General features: G+C 39.0%; 12 protein-coding genes, 4 tRNA genes, 3 rRNA genes and 1 pseudogene. 15 read left to right on the forward strand and 5 right to left on the reverse strand.

Annotated features, from left to right (window positions below):
• Positions 1 to 56 precede the first annotated feature (56 nt).
• Positions 57 to 1,262 carry an IS4 family transposase gene (locus OZP07_RS10580; RefSeq protein WP_281635697.1) on the reverse strand — a complete coding sequence of 402 codons (1,206 nt, stop codon included), beginning with the start codon at positions 1,260 to 1,262 and terminating at the stop codon, positions 57 to 59.
• An 84-nt stretch (positions 1,263 to 1,346) separates the two neighbouring features.
• A pseudogene (locus OZP07_RS22245) lies at positions 1,347 to 1,448 on the reverse strand (hypothetical protein); the annotation flags it as partial.
• A gap of 843 nt (positions 1,449 to 2,291) precedes the next feature.
• Here OZP07_RS22245 and OZP07_RS10585 point away from each other — a divergent pair.
• The 7 genes from OZP07_RS10585 (at position 2,292) to OZP07_RS10615 (ending at position 7,733) form a co-directional block, all read left to right on the forward strand.
• Positions 2,292 to 3,805 (forward strand): 16S ribosomal RNA (locus OZP07_RS10585).
• A gap of 129 nt (positions 3,806 to 3,934) precedes the next feature.
• A tRNA-Ile gene (locus OZP07_RS10590) sits at positions 3,935 to 4,008 on the forward strand.
• Between the two features lie 89 nt (positions 4,009 to 4,097).
• A tRNA-Ala gene (locus OZP07_RS10595) sits at positions 4,098 to 4,171 on the forward strand.
• A 195-nt stretch (positions 4,172 to 4,366) separates the two neighbouring features.
• Positions 4,367 to 7,248 (forward strand): 23S ribosomal RNA (locus tag OZP07_RS10600).
• 143 nt (positions 7,249 to 7,391) lie between these two features.
• A 5S ribosomal RNA gene (gene rrf / locus OZP07_RS10605) occupies positions 7,392 to 7,501 on the forward strand.
• The 16S, 23S and 5S rRNA genes sit together here with 4 tRNA genes alongside, the layout of an rRNA operon.
• A 66-nt stretch (positions 7,502 to 7,567) precedes the next feature.
• Positions 7,568 to 7,640 (forward strand) — tRNA-Phe (locus OZP07_RS10610).
• 7 nt (positions 7,641 to 7,647) lie between these two features.
• Positions 7,648 to 7,733: transfer RNA gene (locus OZP07_RS10615), tRNA-Leu, on the forward strand.
• Between the two features lie 195 nt (positions 7,734 to 7,928).
• Here the strand turns inward: OZP07_RS10615 and OZP07_RS22250 are convergent.
• Positions 7,929 to 8,219 carry an ATP-binding protein gene (locus OZP07_RS22250; RefSeq protein ID WP_432419555.1) on the reverse strand — a complete coding sequence of 97 codons (291 nt, stop codon included), beginning with the start codon at positions 8,217 to 8,219 and terminating at the stop codon, positions 7,929 to 7,931.
• 100 nt (positions 8,220 to 8,319) lie between these two features.
• Between OZP07_RS22250 and OZP07_RS10625 the strand changes: the two genes are divergently transcribed.
• The 7 genes from OZP07_RS10625 to OZP07_RS10655 all read left to right on the forward strand — a co-directional run bounded on the left by OZP07_RS10625 (position 8,320) and on the right by OZP07_RS10655 (position 15,580).
• Positions 8,320 to 9,150, forward strand: coding sequence for a 1,4-dihydroxy-2-naphthoyl-CoA synthase (locus OZP07_RS10625; protein ID WP_194641708.1), 831 nt, complete (start codon positions 8,320 to 8,322; stop codon positions 9,148 to 9,150).
• Positions 9,151 to 9,255: 105 nt separating this feature from the next.
• Entirely contained in the window at positions 9,256 to 9,771 is a 516-nt protein-coding gene (locus OZP07_RS10630; RefSeq protein ID WP_194641709.1) for a PH domain-containing protein, read from the forward strand.
• Positions 9,771 to 11,288, forward strand: a complete 1,518-nt coding sequence (locus OZP07_RS10635; RefSeq protein ID WP_281638327.1) for a PH domain-containing protein — start codon at positions 9,771 to 9,773, stop codon at positions 11,286 to 11,288. The genes OZP07_RS10630 and OZP07_RS10635 overlap by 1 nt, the downstream gene beginning before the upstream one ends.
• Positions 11,289 to 11,348: 60 nt before the next feature.
• The gene (gene menA / locus OZP07_RS10640) at positions 11,349 to 12,311 is read left to right on the forward strand and encodes a 1,4-dihydroxy-2-naphthoate octaprenyltransferase (protein WP_194641711.1); all 963 of its coding nucleotides are present in this window, start codon (positions 11,349 to 11,351) and stop codon (positions 12,309 to 12,311) included.
• A 72-nt stretch (positions 12,312 to 12,383) separates the two neighbouring features.
• Complete coding sequence (locus tag OZP07_RS10645; protein WP_281638328.1) at positions 12,384 to 13,061, forward strand: metal-dependent hydrolase; 678 nt, start codon at positions 12,384 to 12,386, stop codon at positions 13,059 to 13,061.
• 145 nt (positions 13,062 to 13,206) lie between these two features.
• Entirely contained in the window at positions 13,207 to 14,409 is a 1,203-nt protein-coding gene (locus OZP07_RS10650; RefSeq protein WP_281638329.1) for a tetratricopeptide repeat protein, read from the forward strand.
• 118 nt (positions 14,410 to 14,527) lie between these two features.
• A complete protein-coding gene (locus OZP07_RS10655) occupies positions 14,528 to 15,580 on the forward strand; it encodes an o-succinylbenzoate synthase (RefSeq protein WP_281638330.1) in 1,053 nt (350 codons plus the stop codon).
• 76 nt (positions 15,581 to 15,656) lie between these two features.
• Here OZP07_RS10655 and OZP07_RS10660 read toward each other — a convergent pair whose 3' ends face one another.
• Both OZP07_RS10660 and OZP07_RS10665 read right to left on the reverse strand, forming a co-directional pair.
• Entirely contained in the window at positions 15,657 to 16,214 is a 558-nt protein-coding gene (locus OZP07_RS10660; protein ID WP_281638331.1) for an acetate uptake transporter, read from the reverse strand.
• 121 nt (positions 16,215 to 16,335) lie between these two features.
• Positions 16,336 to 16,788: a DNA polymerase III subunit gamma/tau gene (locus OZP07_RS10665; RefSeq protein ID WP_228520888.1), complete on the reverse strand. Its 453-nt coding sequence runs from the start codon at positions 16,786 to 16,788 to the stop codon at positions 16,336 to 16,338.
• Between OZP07_RS10665 and OZP07_RS10670 the strand changes: the two genes are divergently transcribed.
• The gene (locus OZP07_RS10670; RefSeq protein ID WP_281638332.1) at positions 16,763 to 16,930 is read left to right on the forward strand and encodes a hypothetical protein; all 168 of its coding nucleotides are present in this window, start codon (positions 16,763 to 16,765) and stop codon (positions 16,928 to 16,930) included. The genes OZP07_RS10665 and OZP07_RS10670 overlap by 26 nt on opposite strands.

Raw genomic sequence — 16,930 nt, forward strand, 5'->3', positions numbered from 1 at the left:
GCTGTCCACTGTATCTATTGTCCCGAACCCCGTGACAATAGGATGCCGTTTCCATCCTACCGTGTGGACACATCTAAAAACAATTGCCATCCCTCCATTATTGAAGCAAATTTCTGTATTCCGATAGAGAAAGTGGTTATTCCTGGTTTTCTCCCACTTGCATATCCTTTCCATCCACCAAGCCTTGCAATAACCCAAACATATCTTTTTAAATCCTTTTGGATATGAGGATTTTTTAATTTTTCTGTTTTTCCTTCTAATTTTATCATTTGATATTCTAAACATTCAAGTTCTTGATCTGAAAAACAACTTCTCGCTTCTATTTCTTCCTCTGGAATACTATATGCTATTTGCATTAAAAATAGTTTGACAATTGTCTCCATCATCATTAAAGACAATTTTCGAATAGATTTTGCAGAACCTAATTCGCTTGCTTCTATATTAAATCCTTCCTTTTTTAGAATTCTAAAAACCTCTTCTATAATCCATCTACAAGTATACCATTCGATACATTTTAAGGCTGTGTCTAGGTCTAAGACTTTAATGGTTGTTAGTAATCTCCAGCATATTGGATTATCAATGTTATCGCCAATTTCTTTTGCTTCGATGATATATAAATCAAGGCTTTTGGGTGCATTCTTTGAAACTAAATCATTTTTTTGGATAGTTACTTCAGAAAATCTAACTTCTAAGGTAGCTTCCCGTTTGTTTATATTTCTTCTTTTATCACCTTCTAATTCTATCGTATATTTCCCTTTAAGAGGTTCATTGGCTATAAAACTAAACAATTTAACCTTGTTTAGTAGCGTTCTGTTTGCTCTTGCTCTTACCAATAATTCCGTCTTTTGATCTGGAATCATTGCAAATTGCTCATAAATATCACCTTCTCGATCCTGAATGATGATGACTTTTTTTGATTTCTCTAAAACTTCCTTGGATTTTTGGGAAGATTCTATCCATTTATAAGATTCCTTTTCTTCAATTGGAAGCAAATTATAATTCCTTTCCTTTTTTGTAAGTTTCTCTAAAGGCCTGTTCCATATTTTTACATCTGAAAAGCCATACGGAACAAAACTATAAGCATCTATAACGAAACTAGGATGCAGTAAAAATCCAATTCCTCCTTTTGCTGCAGCATTAGTCAATCCTATAAATTCGTCTTTTTTAACTCTGTTTTTATGATTATATAAATTGATCTCACTTGTGTCCTGTATACATAAAACTGTTTTGTCTTGAGCTGAAAAACAGCAGTTTGCTGACATGTTTTTAATTAATTTCGATTCTGAAACTCTTTTGTTCTGCAAGAAACGATAAACTGCTTTACATTCTGAATCGCTTTGTGTAAGCTGACGTACCGAATGAACACAATTATGAAATAAACTATCTAATATTAAATTACTCCTTTTTAATAGTCGAGAATCATCAATGTCTGTAAAATATCTTCGCATATTATATCTTTATTTAGTGATAAAAATAACGAAATTGTATTTGTGTCCACACGGTAGGTTTCCATCTGGGCTATGGTTTTGGTATTTCATAAGAGAGATCTGCTCTTAATATATGTATAGGATAATTAGAAAAGAGACCAATAATAAGTTTGAGGCGAATTTCCTGCTTTTGGAGTGTTGCCCGCAGGGCGGGGGCGGTTTCTACGAGTTAAATAACATGTTCGATAGCTTAAAATCCTGCTAAAACCGATAAAACTTTCCAAAATCACCTTTCAGAATTCAAAAAACCTCAAAACGAGCAGTTATAACCCTGAGGTTACCAGTGTATTAAAAAATAAACAAAAAATAATCACGAAAAGGCATTGTTTAAACGGAAAAACTGTCTACTTTTGCACCCGCAACAGCGACAGCGTTCCTTAAAGTACTGACAGGCCGAAGAGATCAAAACGGAAAGACATTTTCGAAAAAAAGATTTAAAAAGCTTGCAGAATTTAAAAAAGTGAGTTACTTTTGCACCCCGCAAAATGCGTAACGTTCCTTGATAGACTGAGTAAGAGATGAGAAGAAAGAGAGATAAAATTTTTCAAAAAAACTTCAAAATAATCTTGCTGGTTAAAAAAGAATTGTTACTTTTGCACCCGCTAATCGCAATAACGATAAGTGAGAAAATAAAGAAGAACACGTTCCTAGACATATTGAATTGACAGCCGTTTTGGTAGAGGCGTTGCACTGCAACGACTAGATCAGAACAAATAAAATAAGAGTAATAGAATCGTTAAGATTTGAATAAAGACCAATAGAGACTGAGTCGAATAATAAATAAGTCGCAAGACTAAATAATATACGATGAAGAGTTTGATCCTGGCTCAGGATGAACGCTAGCGGCAGGCTTAACACATGCAAGTCGAGGGGTATATTTCTTCGGAGATAGAGACCGGCGCACGGGTGCGTAACGCGTATGCAATCTGCCTTTCACAGAGGGATAGCCCAGAGAAATTTGGATTAATACCTCATAGTATAATGAGCTGGCATCAGCCCATTATTAAAGTTCCAACGGTGAAAGATGAGCATGCGTCCCATTAGCTTGTTGGTAAGGTAACGGCTTACCAAGGCTACGATGGGTAGGGGTCCTGAGAGGGAGATCCCCCACACTGGTACTGAGACACGGACCAGACTCCTACGGGAGGCAGCAGTGAGGAATATTGGACAATGGGCGCAAGCCTGATCCAGCCATGCCGCGTGCAGGATGACGGTCCTATGGATTGTAAACTGCTTTTGTACGAGAAGAAACACTCCTACGTGTAGGAGCTTGACGGTATCGTAAGAATAAGGATCGGCTAACTCCGTGCCAGCAGCCGCGGTAATACGGAGGATCCAAGCGTTATCCGGAATCATTGGGTTTAAAGGGTCCGTAGGCGGTTTGGTAAGTCAGTGGTGAAAGCCCATCGCTCAACGGTGGAACGGCCATTGATACTGCCAGACTTGAATTACTGGGAAGTAACTAGAATATGTAGTGTAGCGGTGAAATGCTTAGAGATTACATGGAATACCAATTGCGAAGGCAGGTTACTACCAGTGGATTGACGCTGATGGACGAAAGCGTGGGTAGCGAACAGGATTAGATACCCTGGTAGTCCACGCCGTAAACGATGGATACTAGCTGTTGGGGGCAACTTCAGTGGCTAAGCGAAAGTGATAAGTATCCCACCTGGGGAGTACGGGCGCAAGCCTGAAACTCAAAGGAATTGACGGGGGCCCGCACAAGCGGTGGAGCATGTGGTTTAATTCGATGATACGCGAGGAACCTTACCAAGGCTTAAATGTAGACTGACCGGTTTGGAAACAGACCTTTCGTAAGACAGTTTACAAGGTGCTGCATGGTTGTCGTCAGCTCGTGCCGTGAGGTGTCAGGTTAAGTCCTATAACGAGCGCAACCCCTGTTGTTAGTTGCCATCGAGTCATGTCGGGAACTCTAACGAGACTGCCAGTGCAAACTGTGAGGAAGGTGGGGATGACGTCAAATCATCACGGCCCTTACGCCTTGGGCTACACACGTGCTACAATGGCCGGTACAGAGAGCAGCCACTTCGTGAGGAGGAGCGAATCTATAAAACCGGTCACAGTTCGGATCGGAGTCTGCAACTCGACTCCGTGAAGCTGGAATCGCTAGTAATCGGATATCAGCCATGATCCGGTGAATACGTTCCCGGGCCTTGTACACACCGCCCGTCAAGCCATGGAAGCTGGGGGTGCCTGAAGTCGGTGACCGCAAGGAGCTGCCTAGGGTAAAACTGGTAACTAGGGCTAAGTCGTAACAAGGTAGCCGTACCGGAAGGTGCGGCTGGAACACCTCCTTTCTAGAGCTTTGGTGTTAGCCAAGTGCACGCCAAAGAAAGAAGACGAAGAGACTTTTGGTTTCAAATATGAAGATTATATTACTCTTGCTGTTAATTTAAAAAAAAAGAATAAAAATTAAGTAAAAACAGAGTCTCGTAGCTCAGCTGGTTAGAGTACTACACTGATAATGTAGGGGTCGGCAGTTCGAGTCTGCCCGGGACTACTATTTAACTTAAAAGAAGGAAATTTTAGAAGTTGAGTTATCAACAATCCGCTGAAAGCTGACGGCTGATAACTGAAAGCTAAAAAAATGGGGGATTAGCTCAGCTGGCTAGAGCGCCTGCCTTGCACGCAGGAGGTCAACGGTTCGACTCCGTTATTCTCCACAAATGGCTGTAGGCCATAAGCTAAAAAAGCTTAAAGCGTATTGCTTAAAGCCTAAAGCTTTAGAAAGTTCATTGACATATTGAGATAAGAAATAATAAAAAGTAGAAAGAACAAATGCGTTTGTTGTTAATAGTTTTTATTTTATAGTTGCAAAACTATAAAGAATTAACAAAAAAAGCAATAAACCGTAAGTACAATAAGCAAAATAAGGGCGTATGGGGGATGCCTAGGCTCTCAGAGGCGAAGAAAGGCGTGATAAGCTGCGAAAAGTTACGGGGACGAGCACACATCGATAGATCCGTAAATACCTGAATGGGGCAACCCGCTATGTTGAAGACATAGCACACCGATAGGTGGGCAAACCCGCTGAACTGAAACATCTAAGTAGGCGGAGGAGAAGAAAACAAAAGTGATTCCGTAAGTAGTGGCGAGCGAACGCGGATTAGCCCAAACCAGTGCTGTTACGGCAGTTCTGGGGTTGTAGGACCACGACATTTCTTGCACAAGGAACTAGAATCTGCTGGAAAGCAGAACCAAAGAGAGTGATAGTCTTGTATAGGTAACAAGTGTAAAGGATAGTGGTATCCTGAGTAGGGCGGGGCACGTGAAACCCTGTCTGAATTTGGCGGGACCATCCGCTAAGGCTAAATACTCCTGAGAGACCGATAGTGAACCAGTACCGTGAGGGAAAGGTGAAAAGAACCGTGAATAACGGAGTGAAATAGATCCTGAAACCATACGCTTACAAGCGGTCGGAGCCCTTTCGTGGGGTGACGGCGTGCCTTTTGCATAATGAGCCTACGAGTTAACGTTGCTGGCAAGGATAAGTGGTTAAGCCACGGATCCGTAGCGAAAGCGAGTCTGAATAGGGCGCTTTAGTCAGTAGTGTTAGACGCGAAACCGTGTGATCTACCCATGGGCAGGATGAAGCGCTGGTAACACAGTGTGGAGGTCCGAACCGGTTGACGTTGAAAAGTCTTCGGATGACCTGTGGGTAGGGGTGAAAGGCCAATCAAACTCGGAAATAGCTCGTACTCCCCGAAATGCATTTAGGTGCAGCGCAAGGCATAAGTTATATAGAGGTAGAGCTACTGATTGGATGCGGGGGCTTCACCGCCTACCAATTCCTGACAAACTCCGAATGCTATATAATGTTTCCTTGCAGTGAGGGCTTGGGTGCTAAGGTCCAAGTCCGAGAGGGAAAGAACCCAGACCATCAGCTAAGGTCCCCAAATATATGTTAAGTTGAAAGAACGAGGTTTGTCTGCCCAGACAGCTAGGATGTTGGCTTGGAAGCAGCCATTCATTTAAAGAGTGCGTAACAGCTCACTAGTCGAGCGGACGAGCATGGATAATAATCGGGCATAAACATATTACCGAAGCTATGGATTTTACAGCAATGTAAAGTGGTAGGGGAGCATTCTAACAGGGCTGAAGGTGTATCGTAAGGTATGCTGGACTGGTTAGAAAAGAAAATGTAGGCATAAGTAACGATAATGCGGGCGAGAAACCCGCACACCGAAAGACTAAGGTTTCCACAGCTATGCTAATCAGCTGTGGGTTAGTCGGGACCTAAGGCGAACCCGAAAGGGACAGTCGATGGCCAACGGGTTAATATTCCCGTACTAGTGATTACTGTGATGGGGTGACGGAGTGATGAAAGCGCCGCGAACTGACGGAATAGTTCGTTGAAGTACCTACCTATAAGAGATGCAGGCAAATCCACATCTTTTGGGGAAATACGATAGTACTCGGAGTCTTCGGACAAAGAGATAGTGCGCCTAAGGGCTTCCAAGAAAAACCTCTAAACTTCAGGTAATCAGTACCCGTACCGTAAACCGACACAGGTAGTCGAGGAGAGAATCCTAAGGTGCTCGAGAGATTCATGGCTAAGGAATTAGGCAAAATAGACCCGTAACTTCGGGAGAAGGGTCGCCCCGAGTAATCGGGGCCGCAGTGAAGAGGTCCAGGCGACTGTTTATCAAAAACACAGGGCTCTGCAAAATCGTAAGATGAAGTATAGGGCCTGACACCTGCCCGGTGCTGGAAGGTTAAGAGGAGATGTTATCTTCGGAGAAGCATTGAATTGAAGCCCCAGTAAACGGCGGCCGTAACTATAACGGTCCTAAGGTAGCGAAATTCCTTGTCGGGTAAGTTCCGACCTGCACGAATGGTGTAACGATCTGGACACTGTCTCAGCCATGAGCTCGGTGAAATTGTAGTAACGGTGAAGATGCCGTTTACCCGCAGTGGGACGAAAAGACCCTGTGCACCTTTACTATAGCTTAGTATTGACCTTGGATAAATGATGTGTAGGATAGGTTGGAGACTGTGAAGTGGCGTCGCCAGGCGTTGTGGAGTCATTGTTGAAATACAACCCTTTGTTTATCTGAGGCCTAACCCCCAACCGGGGGGACATTGCTTGGTGGGTAGTTTGACTGGGGTGGTCGCCTCCAAAAGAGTAACGGAGGCTTCTAAAGGTTCCCTCAGTACGCTTGGTAACCGTGCGTAGAGTGCAATGGCATAAGGGAGCTTGACTGAGAGACATACAGGTCGATCAGGTACGAAAGTAGAGCATAGTGATCCGGTGGTTCCGCATGGAAGGGCCATCGCTCAAAGGATAAAAGGTACGCCGGGGATAACAGGCTGATCTCCCCCAAGAGCTCATATCGACGGGGGGGTTTGGCACCTCGATGTCGGCTCGTCACATCCTGGGGCTGGAGAAGGTCCCAAGGGTTGGGCTGTTCGCCCATTAAAGTGGCACGCGAGCTGGGTTCAGAACGTCGTGAGACAGTTCGGTCTCTATCTACTGTGGGCGTTAGAAATTTGAGTGGATCTGATTCTAGTACGAGAGGACCGAATTGGACTAACCTCTAGTGTATCTGTTGTCCCGCCAGGGGCACCGCAGAGTAGCTACGTTGGGAAGGGATAAGCGCTGAAAGCATATAAGCGCGAAACCCACCACAAGATGAGATTTCTTTTAAGGGTCGTGGAAGATGACCACGTTGATAGGCTATAGATGTAAAGGCAGTAATGTCATAGTCGAGTAGTACTAATAACCCGTAAGCTTATGTACGCCTCCTCTCCCGATGAAAATCGGGAGAAGAAACTTTCTAAAACTTTTTATATTCTTTATCTCAGTATGTTAAGATATTATTGCAATTATTAATTATAAGTTATTAATTATTAATGTAATGTTACCTCAAGTAACAACGGCCTTAAGGTGGTTATTGCGGCGGGGCTCACCTCTTCCCATCCCGAACAGAGTAGTTAAGCCCGCCTGCGCAGATGGTACTGCAGTTATGTGGGAGAGTATGTCGCTGCCTTTCTTTATAAAAACCCTGTTTCATAACGAAACGGGGTTTTTTATTAAGATTTGAATATTTTCATTCTTAGGTACCTTAGCTCAGATGGTAGAGCAATGGACTGAAAATCCATGTGTCCCTGGTTCGATCCCTGGAGGTACCACATAAATGCTCGGATGGTGAAATTGGTAGACACGCTGGACTTAAAATCCAGTGAACAGCAATGTTCGTGCGGGTTCAAGTCCCGCTCTGAGTACAAAAAAAAGCTTCATTCCTTTAAAAAAGAATGAAGCTTTTTAATTTGTGAGAATTTTATCTCCTTTGGCTTTCAAAAAGGGAATCAATCCATGATTGATAATCTAAAGTGGAAGAATTACTGATCAACCAAACAAATTGCAAAAGTAGTTTTGCCATCTTCATTTTTTCGATAAGCAAGATAACCGCCATGTGATTAGGTAATATTTTTGGATAAAGTTAAGCCAATTCCAGCTCCCTCTTTGCGGGTTGTAAAGAATGGCAGGAATATTTTGCTCTCAATTTCTTTTTCGATTCCTTTTCCATTATCTGAAATTTGGATGAAGGTTCTTTTTTCTTTGATTTCTGCCGAAATTGTAATAATAATCTGAAGAGGAAGAAATCTATCTTTCTTAACTCCTCTAAACTGACTTCTAAATGCTTTTATTTTGGCATTAAAAGATTCTCGCTCAAATATTGTTTTTAGTATTTCAAATGATGAATGCATATAAAAATTTAGTTTAATAACGAGGAGTTGAGCGTGTTTTTGCTTTAAAATTGAAAAAAAATGCCTTATTTTTACACTAAATAATTAAAATATATACAGAATGGATTGGATAACCGCCAGAGAATTTGAAGATATAACTTATAAAAAATGCAATGGTGTTGCGCGAATTGCATTTAACAGACCTAATGTACGCAACGCTTTTAGACCAAAAACGACATCTGAATTATATCAAGCTTTTTATGATGCACAAGAGGATACTTCGATAGGAGTGGTTTTGCTTTCTGCTGAAGGACCTTCGACTAAGGATGGAGTGTACTCGTTTTGCAGCGGTGGGGATCAAAATGCCCGTGGACACCAAGGTTATGTGGGAGATGACGGGCAGCATCGTTTGAATATTCTTGAAGTTCAGCGATTGATTCGTTTTATGCCGAAAGTGGTTATTGCGGTCGTTCCTGGTTGGGCAGTTGGCGGAGGTCATAGTTTACATGTGGTTTGTGATATGACTTTGGCGAGTAAAGAGCATGCTGTTTTTAAACAGACAGATGCTGATGTTACAAGTTTTGACGGGGGATATGGATCTGCTTATCTTGCCAAAATGGTTGGACAGAAAAAAGCCCGTGAAATTTTCTTCTTGGGTCGCAATTATTCTGCTCAAGAGGCTTTTGAAATGGGTATGGTCAATGCCGTTATTCCTCACGATGAATTGGAAGAAACTGCTTATCAGTGGGCCCAGGAGGTATTGGCTAAATCGCCAACATCGATTAAAATGCTGAAATTTGCTATGAATCTTACTGATGATGGTATGGTAGGGCAACAAGTTTTTGCTGGTGAAGCGACGAGACTTGCATATATGACGGAAGAAGCCAAAGAAGGAAGAAACGCGTTTCTTGAAAAGCGTAAACCAAATTTTGAAAAAAAATGGCTGCCGTAAATAAAGCTTCTAAGTTACTGAGATTCTAAACTGCTAAGTTTTAAATGGTTTCAGGTTTTAAGTTAAATCTTAAACTTAAAACCTGAAATTTGAAATAATTATAAAATGGAAAATTTCACAAACGAAACAATAGATACGACCCAATTGCCAAAATATGAGGAAGTTGAATTCTCGGTTTTACATCCTGATTATTGGAAAGTGATTTTAATATCGCTTGCCACATTCTTCTTGATTGTTGGAATAGGAGGAGGGATTTTATTGTTTTTTGATAATGAATTAACTCCATTTATTCTTGAATTATGTATTCTTTACATGGTTTTATTGGTTATCGTGATTTTCTTTTCGAGATTGAGTTTTAAGAAAAAAGGTTTTGCTTTTAGAAATCACGATGTATTATTCAGACACGGAATAATTGCTACTAATACTCTTGTAATTCCTTATAACAGAGTGCAGCATGTATCTTTACATGAAGGCTTGATTTCTCGTTTTTTTGGTTTGGCTAAAGTCGAAATCTTTACTGCAGGAGGCAGTTCAAGTGATATAATGATACCTGGAATTGCAAAAGAACAGGCCGAGAACATCAAACAGCTGTTGATGGGTAAAATTCAAAAACAATTATAATGAGTGCCGATTTTAATCAGCCGCAACGACAGTCCATTGTGGGGATTTTGGTACTATTTTTCTATTCTCTTCAGGAATATGCCAAGGCTTTATGGCCGATTTTGGTCATTTGGATTTTTAAATTCAATGAAATTAACAAAGGCTATTTGTTTGGAGGTACTTTGGCTATTTTTATCATTATTGGAATCATTTCCTATTTAAAATATTTAAATTTTACTTTTTATATCGATCAGGATAGTGACGAATTTATTATTACCGAAGGTGTTTTTAATAAAACTAAAACAGCTATTCACCTTTTTAAAATTCAGCAGGTAAATATTAACCAATCCTTGATCCAAAGATTGGCTGGTGTTTTTGAATTGGCAGTTGATACCGCTGGTTCCAATAAAAAGGAAGGAAATATAAAAGCCATTTCACATGCATTAGCTTTAGACTTAAAGGCTCGTTTATTAGAAAATGATAAAAAAAGTACAGTTAATGCAAACGCTCATATAGATTCTGATGAATTTTTTGCAGAAAAAACAGCTGATGCAGAAATTCCTTTTATGAAAATCAGTTTTTTGAGTTTGCTGAAAATCGGAATTACGTCTAATTATGTAAAAAGCTTTTTTATATTGTTGGCATTTTTTATTTCGCTTTTTGATCACATCAAGCAAATTACTGGAAGAGATATTTTACATGATGAAAATATAGAGGATTATGTTGATGCCAATCAAATTGCTGCAGTATTTTTGATTTTATTTATTCTTTTCTTTTTGACTGTTATCGTTATTAATTTAGTTAAAACCATTTTTACTTTTTTTGATTATAAAATTGCAAGACAAAAAGGTTCGTTGTTACTTTCTTATGGGCTGTTAAATACTAAAATAACGATCATAAAGCCTGAAAAAGTGCAGATTACAAGTGTTACTCAGAATTTTTTTCAAAAGAAAATGGATATTTTACATCTGAAAATAAAACAGGCCACGGGAGGGGAAAAAGAAGACCACAAACAGCATATTGAAATTCCAGGCTGTAATAAATTAGAGAAAGACGAAATTCTGAAATTATTATTTAAAAAAATCCCTGAAAAAGGAGTGATGCTAAAGCCTAATTTTAGAAAGCTTGGTTTTTCTGTTTTTCTGACGATCGGATTACCGTTGTTAGGTTACTATTTTGTTAGAGATTTGATAATAGAGGAATTGCCGAATATTGATTATTTTGTTATGCTATATGTTATTTTTGTTGGGATTATTCAGTTTTTTATATTCAGAAACAACCGGCTTTATATCAATGATGACTTTATAATCCTTCAGAGCGGTGCATGGGATATTACCAATAAAATTATTTTACCTCATAAAATTCAGGCGATTACAACTTCACAGTTGTTTTGGCACAAAAATATCAATATAGGATCCTTAACTTTGCATACCGCAGGTGGAAATATTAGTTTTCATTTGGGTAATTTTACGGCAATAAAACAATACGTCAATCTTTGGCTTTACGAAATGGAAACTTCCGACAGCAATTGGATGTAAAAAGAAGAAGTTAGAAAATGGTTTTAAATTTTTAAAACTCTTAACATTTAAACAACAAAAATGAAACACTGGATTGAAGCAGCAAGATTAAGAACATTACCATTATCCGTATCCGGAATTATAGTGGGAAGTATGTATGCACAGGCAAACCCAACCAATGAGATACTGACACCAAGTGAAGTTTTCAACTGGAAAATATTTGCGTTTGCATTATTAACAACTTTGGGGCTGCAGGTGCTTTCCAATTTTGCTAATGACTACGGTGACGGTGTAAAAGGGACCGACAATGAAGACAGAGTAGGGCCAAAACGTGCTATTCAAAGCGGTGTAATCACTCCGCAGGCAATGAAAAAAGCTTTGGTGATTACTTCAGTGCTTACATTATTTTCGGCCATATTCTTGATTTACTTAGCTTTTGGAGAGAGTAATCTTGTGTATTCTTTGTTTTACTTGGTATTAGGAATTTTGGCTATAGCTTCTGCAATTCGTTATACTGTCGGAAGTTCTGCTTACGGATATCGTGGCTATGGAGATATATTTGTCTTTGTTTTCTTTGGTTTGGTAAGTACGCTTGGAGTTAATTTTTTGTATTCAAAACAATTAGACGCCATTTTAATTTTGCCTGCAATCGCTGTCGGATTGTTGAGCGTAGCAGTTTTGAATCTGAACAATATGCGTGATCAGGCATCGGATGCTAAATCAGGAAAAAACACAGTCGTGGTGAAAATTGGTTCTGAAAAAGCTAAAAAGTACCATTATTTCTTAATCATTACCGCTATGGTTTCGGTAATTGCTTTTGCTGTTCTGAGTAATTTCCGTTTTGATCAATACTTGTTTTTATTGGCATATATTCCGCTGACAAAGCATTTAATCACAGTTTCTAAAAATCAAGATCCAAAACTGCTTGATCCAGAATTGAAAAAAGTAGCTTTGAGTACCTTTTTGCTTTCAATATTATTGTCTTTATCAATGATTTCGCTGATTTCGGACATCATTGTGAATGTTTTCTTAGGAGGAAGATAAGAGACAATGTCAAAAATCAATTACAATTTCAAAAAAAGCACTCGTTAGTCTAACAATCATAAGCTAAAAAAAATGAAAATAACATTCTACGGTCACGCCTCTTTGGGAGTTGAAGTAAGTGGCAGGAAAATTATCGTTGACCCTTATATTTCGGCAAATCCAAAAGCTTCACATATTGATATTAATACGCTGGAGGCCGATTTTATTCTGTTGACTCATGCACACGGCGATCATATACTCGATGTCGAAGCTATTGCCAAAAGAACCAATGCCGTAATTATTTCCAATGCTGAAATCGCAGGATATTATGGTAAAAAAGGTTTTCAATCACACCCAATGAATCATGGCGGAAGCTGGAATTTCGATTTTGGAAAAGTAAAATATGTCAACGCAATTCATTCCAGTTCATTTCCTGATGGCAGCAATGGAGGCAATCCGGGCGGTTTTGTAATCGAAGGCGAACACAAAAACATCTATATTGCAGGCGATACAGCCTTAACTATGGACATGAAACTTATCCCAATGCGGACTAAACTTGATTTAGCAATTTTTCCTATCGGCGACAATTTCACTATGGATGTTGATGATGCCATAATCGCCTCCGATTTTGTGGACTGCGATAAGATCCTAGGTATTCATTATGATACCTTTGGCTATATCGAAATCAATCACGAAGAAGCTATCAAAAAGTTTTTTGACAAAGGAAAAGACTTGATGCTTCTTGAAATAGGCGATTTCATTGAATTGTAATTTAGAGCTATTTCCAGCTGTCCACTATATCTGTTGTCCCAAACCCCGGGACAACAGGATGCCGTTTCCATCTGGGCTAGGGCATTTCAGATTTCAAGAGCATTTTGAAATTGTTCAATTTTAAATCTTTCAATCATTTTTTATAATGACCAAAAAACTTCTTTTATTCATAACATTTCTTTCTGGAGTAAATACATTTGCGCAACAAGACGGTTATTGGGATAAAGACCGATCCACAACTAAGGAAATCAACGTTTCAGCAAGAGACCGAATCGTTATTAAAACCGAGGATTTACCTTTGGGAACCACCGAAATTGTTTATAGAATAACACTTTTGGACGAAAATCAGCAGCTGGCCAGCAGTTTGGTTTCGGTGCTAAAATCAATTCCCGATCCAACAGGAATCAGTCAGGGGTCAGCGGGTGCTGTTTTTGTGCTGTCTAAAATATCAGGAGACGATAAATGTACTTACGCTATTTTTTCTACCGATAAATTGGCCGCAGATTACAAAGATTCTGGGAAAACACTAGAGTCATGCTTAGCTCAGGATGAACCCGTAAGCAAAGATGCCAAAAGGCTTTCGATTGATAAATCAAGCTGTCTAAGTGATACTTCATCTGCTTTATGGTTTGGTTTCGAAAGTAAAAATTGGATTATGAAGCAAAAAATCGTTTTGGAAGTTGTGCCTTGGGTCGATAAAAAATTAAGCCGTGGATGGAGCGTAGATAATCGAAAAATGATTATCGACCAATGCAAAACCTCCAATATGGCTCAAAAAATGACCAATTCGGATAACTTTTGTGTATGTGTTTTGGATAAAATCCAATCCAAGTATAGATATCAGGAGTTTCAAAAATTATTGGCAGTAGAACGCTCCAAAGTTTTTAAAGATGCAGGGGATTCCTGTTTTGGCGAAAAAAGCACTTCCAGCGCTGTTTATTCTGATCTGCGTAAAGAAGCCTCCCTTTTGATAAAAAAGGGCAAATACGGTGATGCAATTGCGAAATTGAGTATAATTATCGATGATAGTAAAGGAACGGTTTTAGATTATAGCACTATCGGAAATAGTTACCTGATGACCAAACAATACGGAAAAGCATTAAAATACCTGCTGGATGGCGAAAAACTGGACAGTACTGAATTATTGGTTCAATTGAATCTCGCTCACGCATACCTGCTGAACGATAATTACAAAGAAGCTAAAAAAATCTACAAGAAATACCAAAGTCAAAACGTAACTGACAGCTTGAGCTGGATTCAAAAAACCGAAGACGATTTTAAGGCTTTTCAAAAAGCCGGAATTAAGAATGAGGATTTTGAGAGAGTTTTGAAATTGATAAGAGAGTAATTTGTCTACAGTATTTCGCTGTTTTGTCAATTCCGAGGGACTAGGAATCCAAGTTACTCACATTATGAGATTCCTCGTTATTCGGAATGACAGTTAAGTGCCGATTTTAAATAATATTATGAAAGCAGTCTATCATAAATACATCCTAAACTTCAAACGCCCATCAGGTACTTCCCGCGGTGTGCTGAACGAAAAAGAAACCTGGTTTATCGTTTTGGAAGAAAACGGCAAAAAAGGAATAGGCGAGTGCGGCATCCTAAGAGGTTTGAGTATTGACGACCATCCCGATTATGAAGAAAAATTACGATGGGTTTGCAATAATATTCAACTTGGGAAAGATGAGCTTTGGGAAGCATTGTTAGAATTTCCATCAATACAGTTTGGAATAGAAATGGCGTTTCTGTCTTTGGAAAGTCAAAATCCTTTTTTACTATTTCCTTCAGACTTTACAAACGGTACAAAATCAATCGAAATAAACGGCTTGGTTTGGATGGGAGAAGAGGCTTTTATGAAGCAGCAGATTGAGGAAAAATTAGCAGATGGTTTTCGTTGTATAAAACTCAAAATTGGAGCCATAGATTTTGATAAAGAACTGCAGTTATTGCGGTATATTCGGGAGCATTTCACAATGGAACAAATCGAAATAAGAGTCGATGCAAACGGTGCTTTTGATTCAAATGAAGCTTTATTTAAATTGAATCAATTGTCTGGTTTTAAATTGCATAGTATTGAACAGCCGATTAAAAAAAACAACACTGACAGTATGTCAGAGCTGTGTAAATCTACTCCTTTTCCTATTGCTTTGGATGAAGAATTGATCGGCGTTTTTACGTTAGCCGAAAAAGAAGATTTACTGCTAAAAATCAAACCTCAATACATTATTTTAAAGCCTAGTTTTGTGGGTGGTTTTCGTGGTACGCAAGAATGGATTTTATTAGCTGAAAAACACAATATCGGCTGGTGGATTACATCGGCTTTGGAAAGTAATATTGGGTTGAATGCAATCGCGCAATGGACATTTACACTTAATAATCCGATGCCTCAGGGTTTAGGAACTGGAGCGTTGTACACTAATAATTTTGATTGTCCTCTGACGGTTTTTCAAGGACAATTATGGTACAGTAATGATTTGGATTGGAATTTGGATATAAACAAAACTTTTGGGTCTTAAATTTGATCTACATAAAAACACAAAAGGCTCGAAACATATTTTAGTTTCGAGCCTTTTGTATGTAAAAAGATTGAAATTAATAAGGTAAAACTCTTTTGTTTTTAACTTCTTCCAAAAGTTCAGCAACAGCTAAGTAAAAAGCACTGCTTCCGCAGATTACACCAATTCCTCCAGCGATTGGAGCTAAGGATTCATTACAGGTGATTTTTTCTATGGCTAAAACAAAAAACAAAATGGTCAAAGATAAGAACACAAATTGCTGTACTTTACTGCCACCCCAAGTTCCCCACCACATAAAAGCGGTGAAAATCCCCCAAAGCGTTAGATAACAGCCAAAAAAAGGAGCAGGAGTTGTGCCTGCCATTTCAAATCCTGTATTTGGAAAAAGCCAAATGCCAACCAAGGTAAGCCAAAAGAAACCGTATGAGGTGAAAGCGGTACCGGCAAAGGTTTTACCGTTTTTGTATGATAGTATTCCTGCAATTATTTGGGCTAGACCGCCATAAAAAATTCCCATTGAAATAATTACAGCACTTACTGGGAAAAATCCCAAATTGTGAATGTTTAATAAAATTGTGGTCATTCCGAAACCCAAAAGCCCTAAAGGCGCAGGATTAGCTAATTTGTTTTCCATTTTTTAGTTTTTTTAATAGTTAGAAAAGTCTAATATAACGTTATAGTGCGTTACATGCTGCTACAAAAATAACATTTTATGGTATTAAATTTTCATTTGTGTAAGAAATACATATGTTTTTTTAGGCATCTAAATCCAGGCCAAAAGTAGTCCGTAATAATTCGATATTCGGGTTTATTTCCAAAAGACGGTTGTAGCGGTCCTGATCAGTAAAGCTTCTTTTTATCTCTATGCTTTCATTTACATTTACTTCGATAGTTATGTCGTGATTGTGTAAATGTCCCCGCAAATGTCCTAAAAGACCAATCATTTCTTTTTCAAAATCTAATTTAGATCCTTCATTGGGTAGTTCAAAGGTGATTTTTGTGCCGTTTAATTTTGGGTCGTTAATAAGTAATAACGATTCCATAATTTTATAGCCTTTGCTTCCAAGGCGTTCGGCATATTTTGTCCATTGCAGAAGCATTTCTGTTTCAGTAAATGACTCCGTAGGAAGTATAGTGTTGTCTTCCTTTACAAATCCTTTTAAGTTTTCTTCTAAAGCTTTTTTGGCTCGGATACTGGAAAGGGACAAAGCTGAAAATTTCGCTTCGTTATTTGAAGGAGCTGCAGAAGCAGGATTTGAAGTCTTAGGTTTTTCTTCTGTTGAAGTAACAGGTTTGGCAATTTCAGTATTTGAAACTGTTTTTGCACTTTCTGGAGCAGCTGGAATCTGA

This window comes from Flavobacterium marginilacus, from assembly GCF_026870155.1.
GTDB classification, from domain to species: Bacteria; Bacteroidota; Bacteroidia; order Flavobacteriales; family Flavobacteriaceae; genus Flavobacterium; species Flavobacterium marginilacus.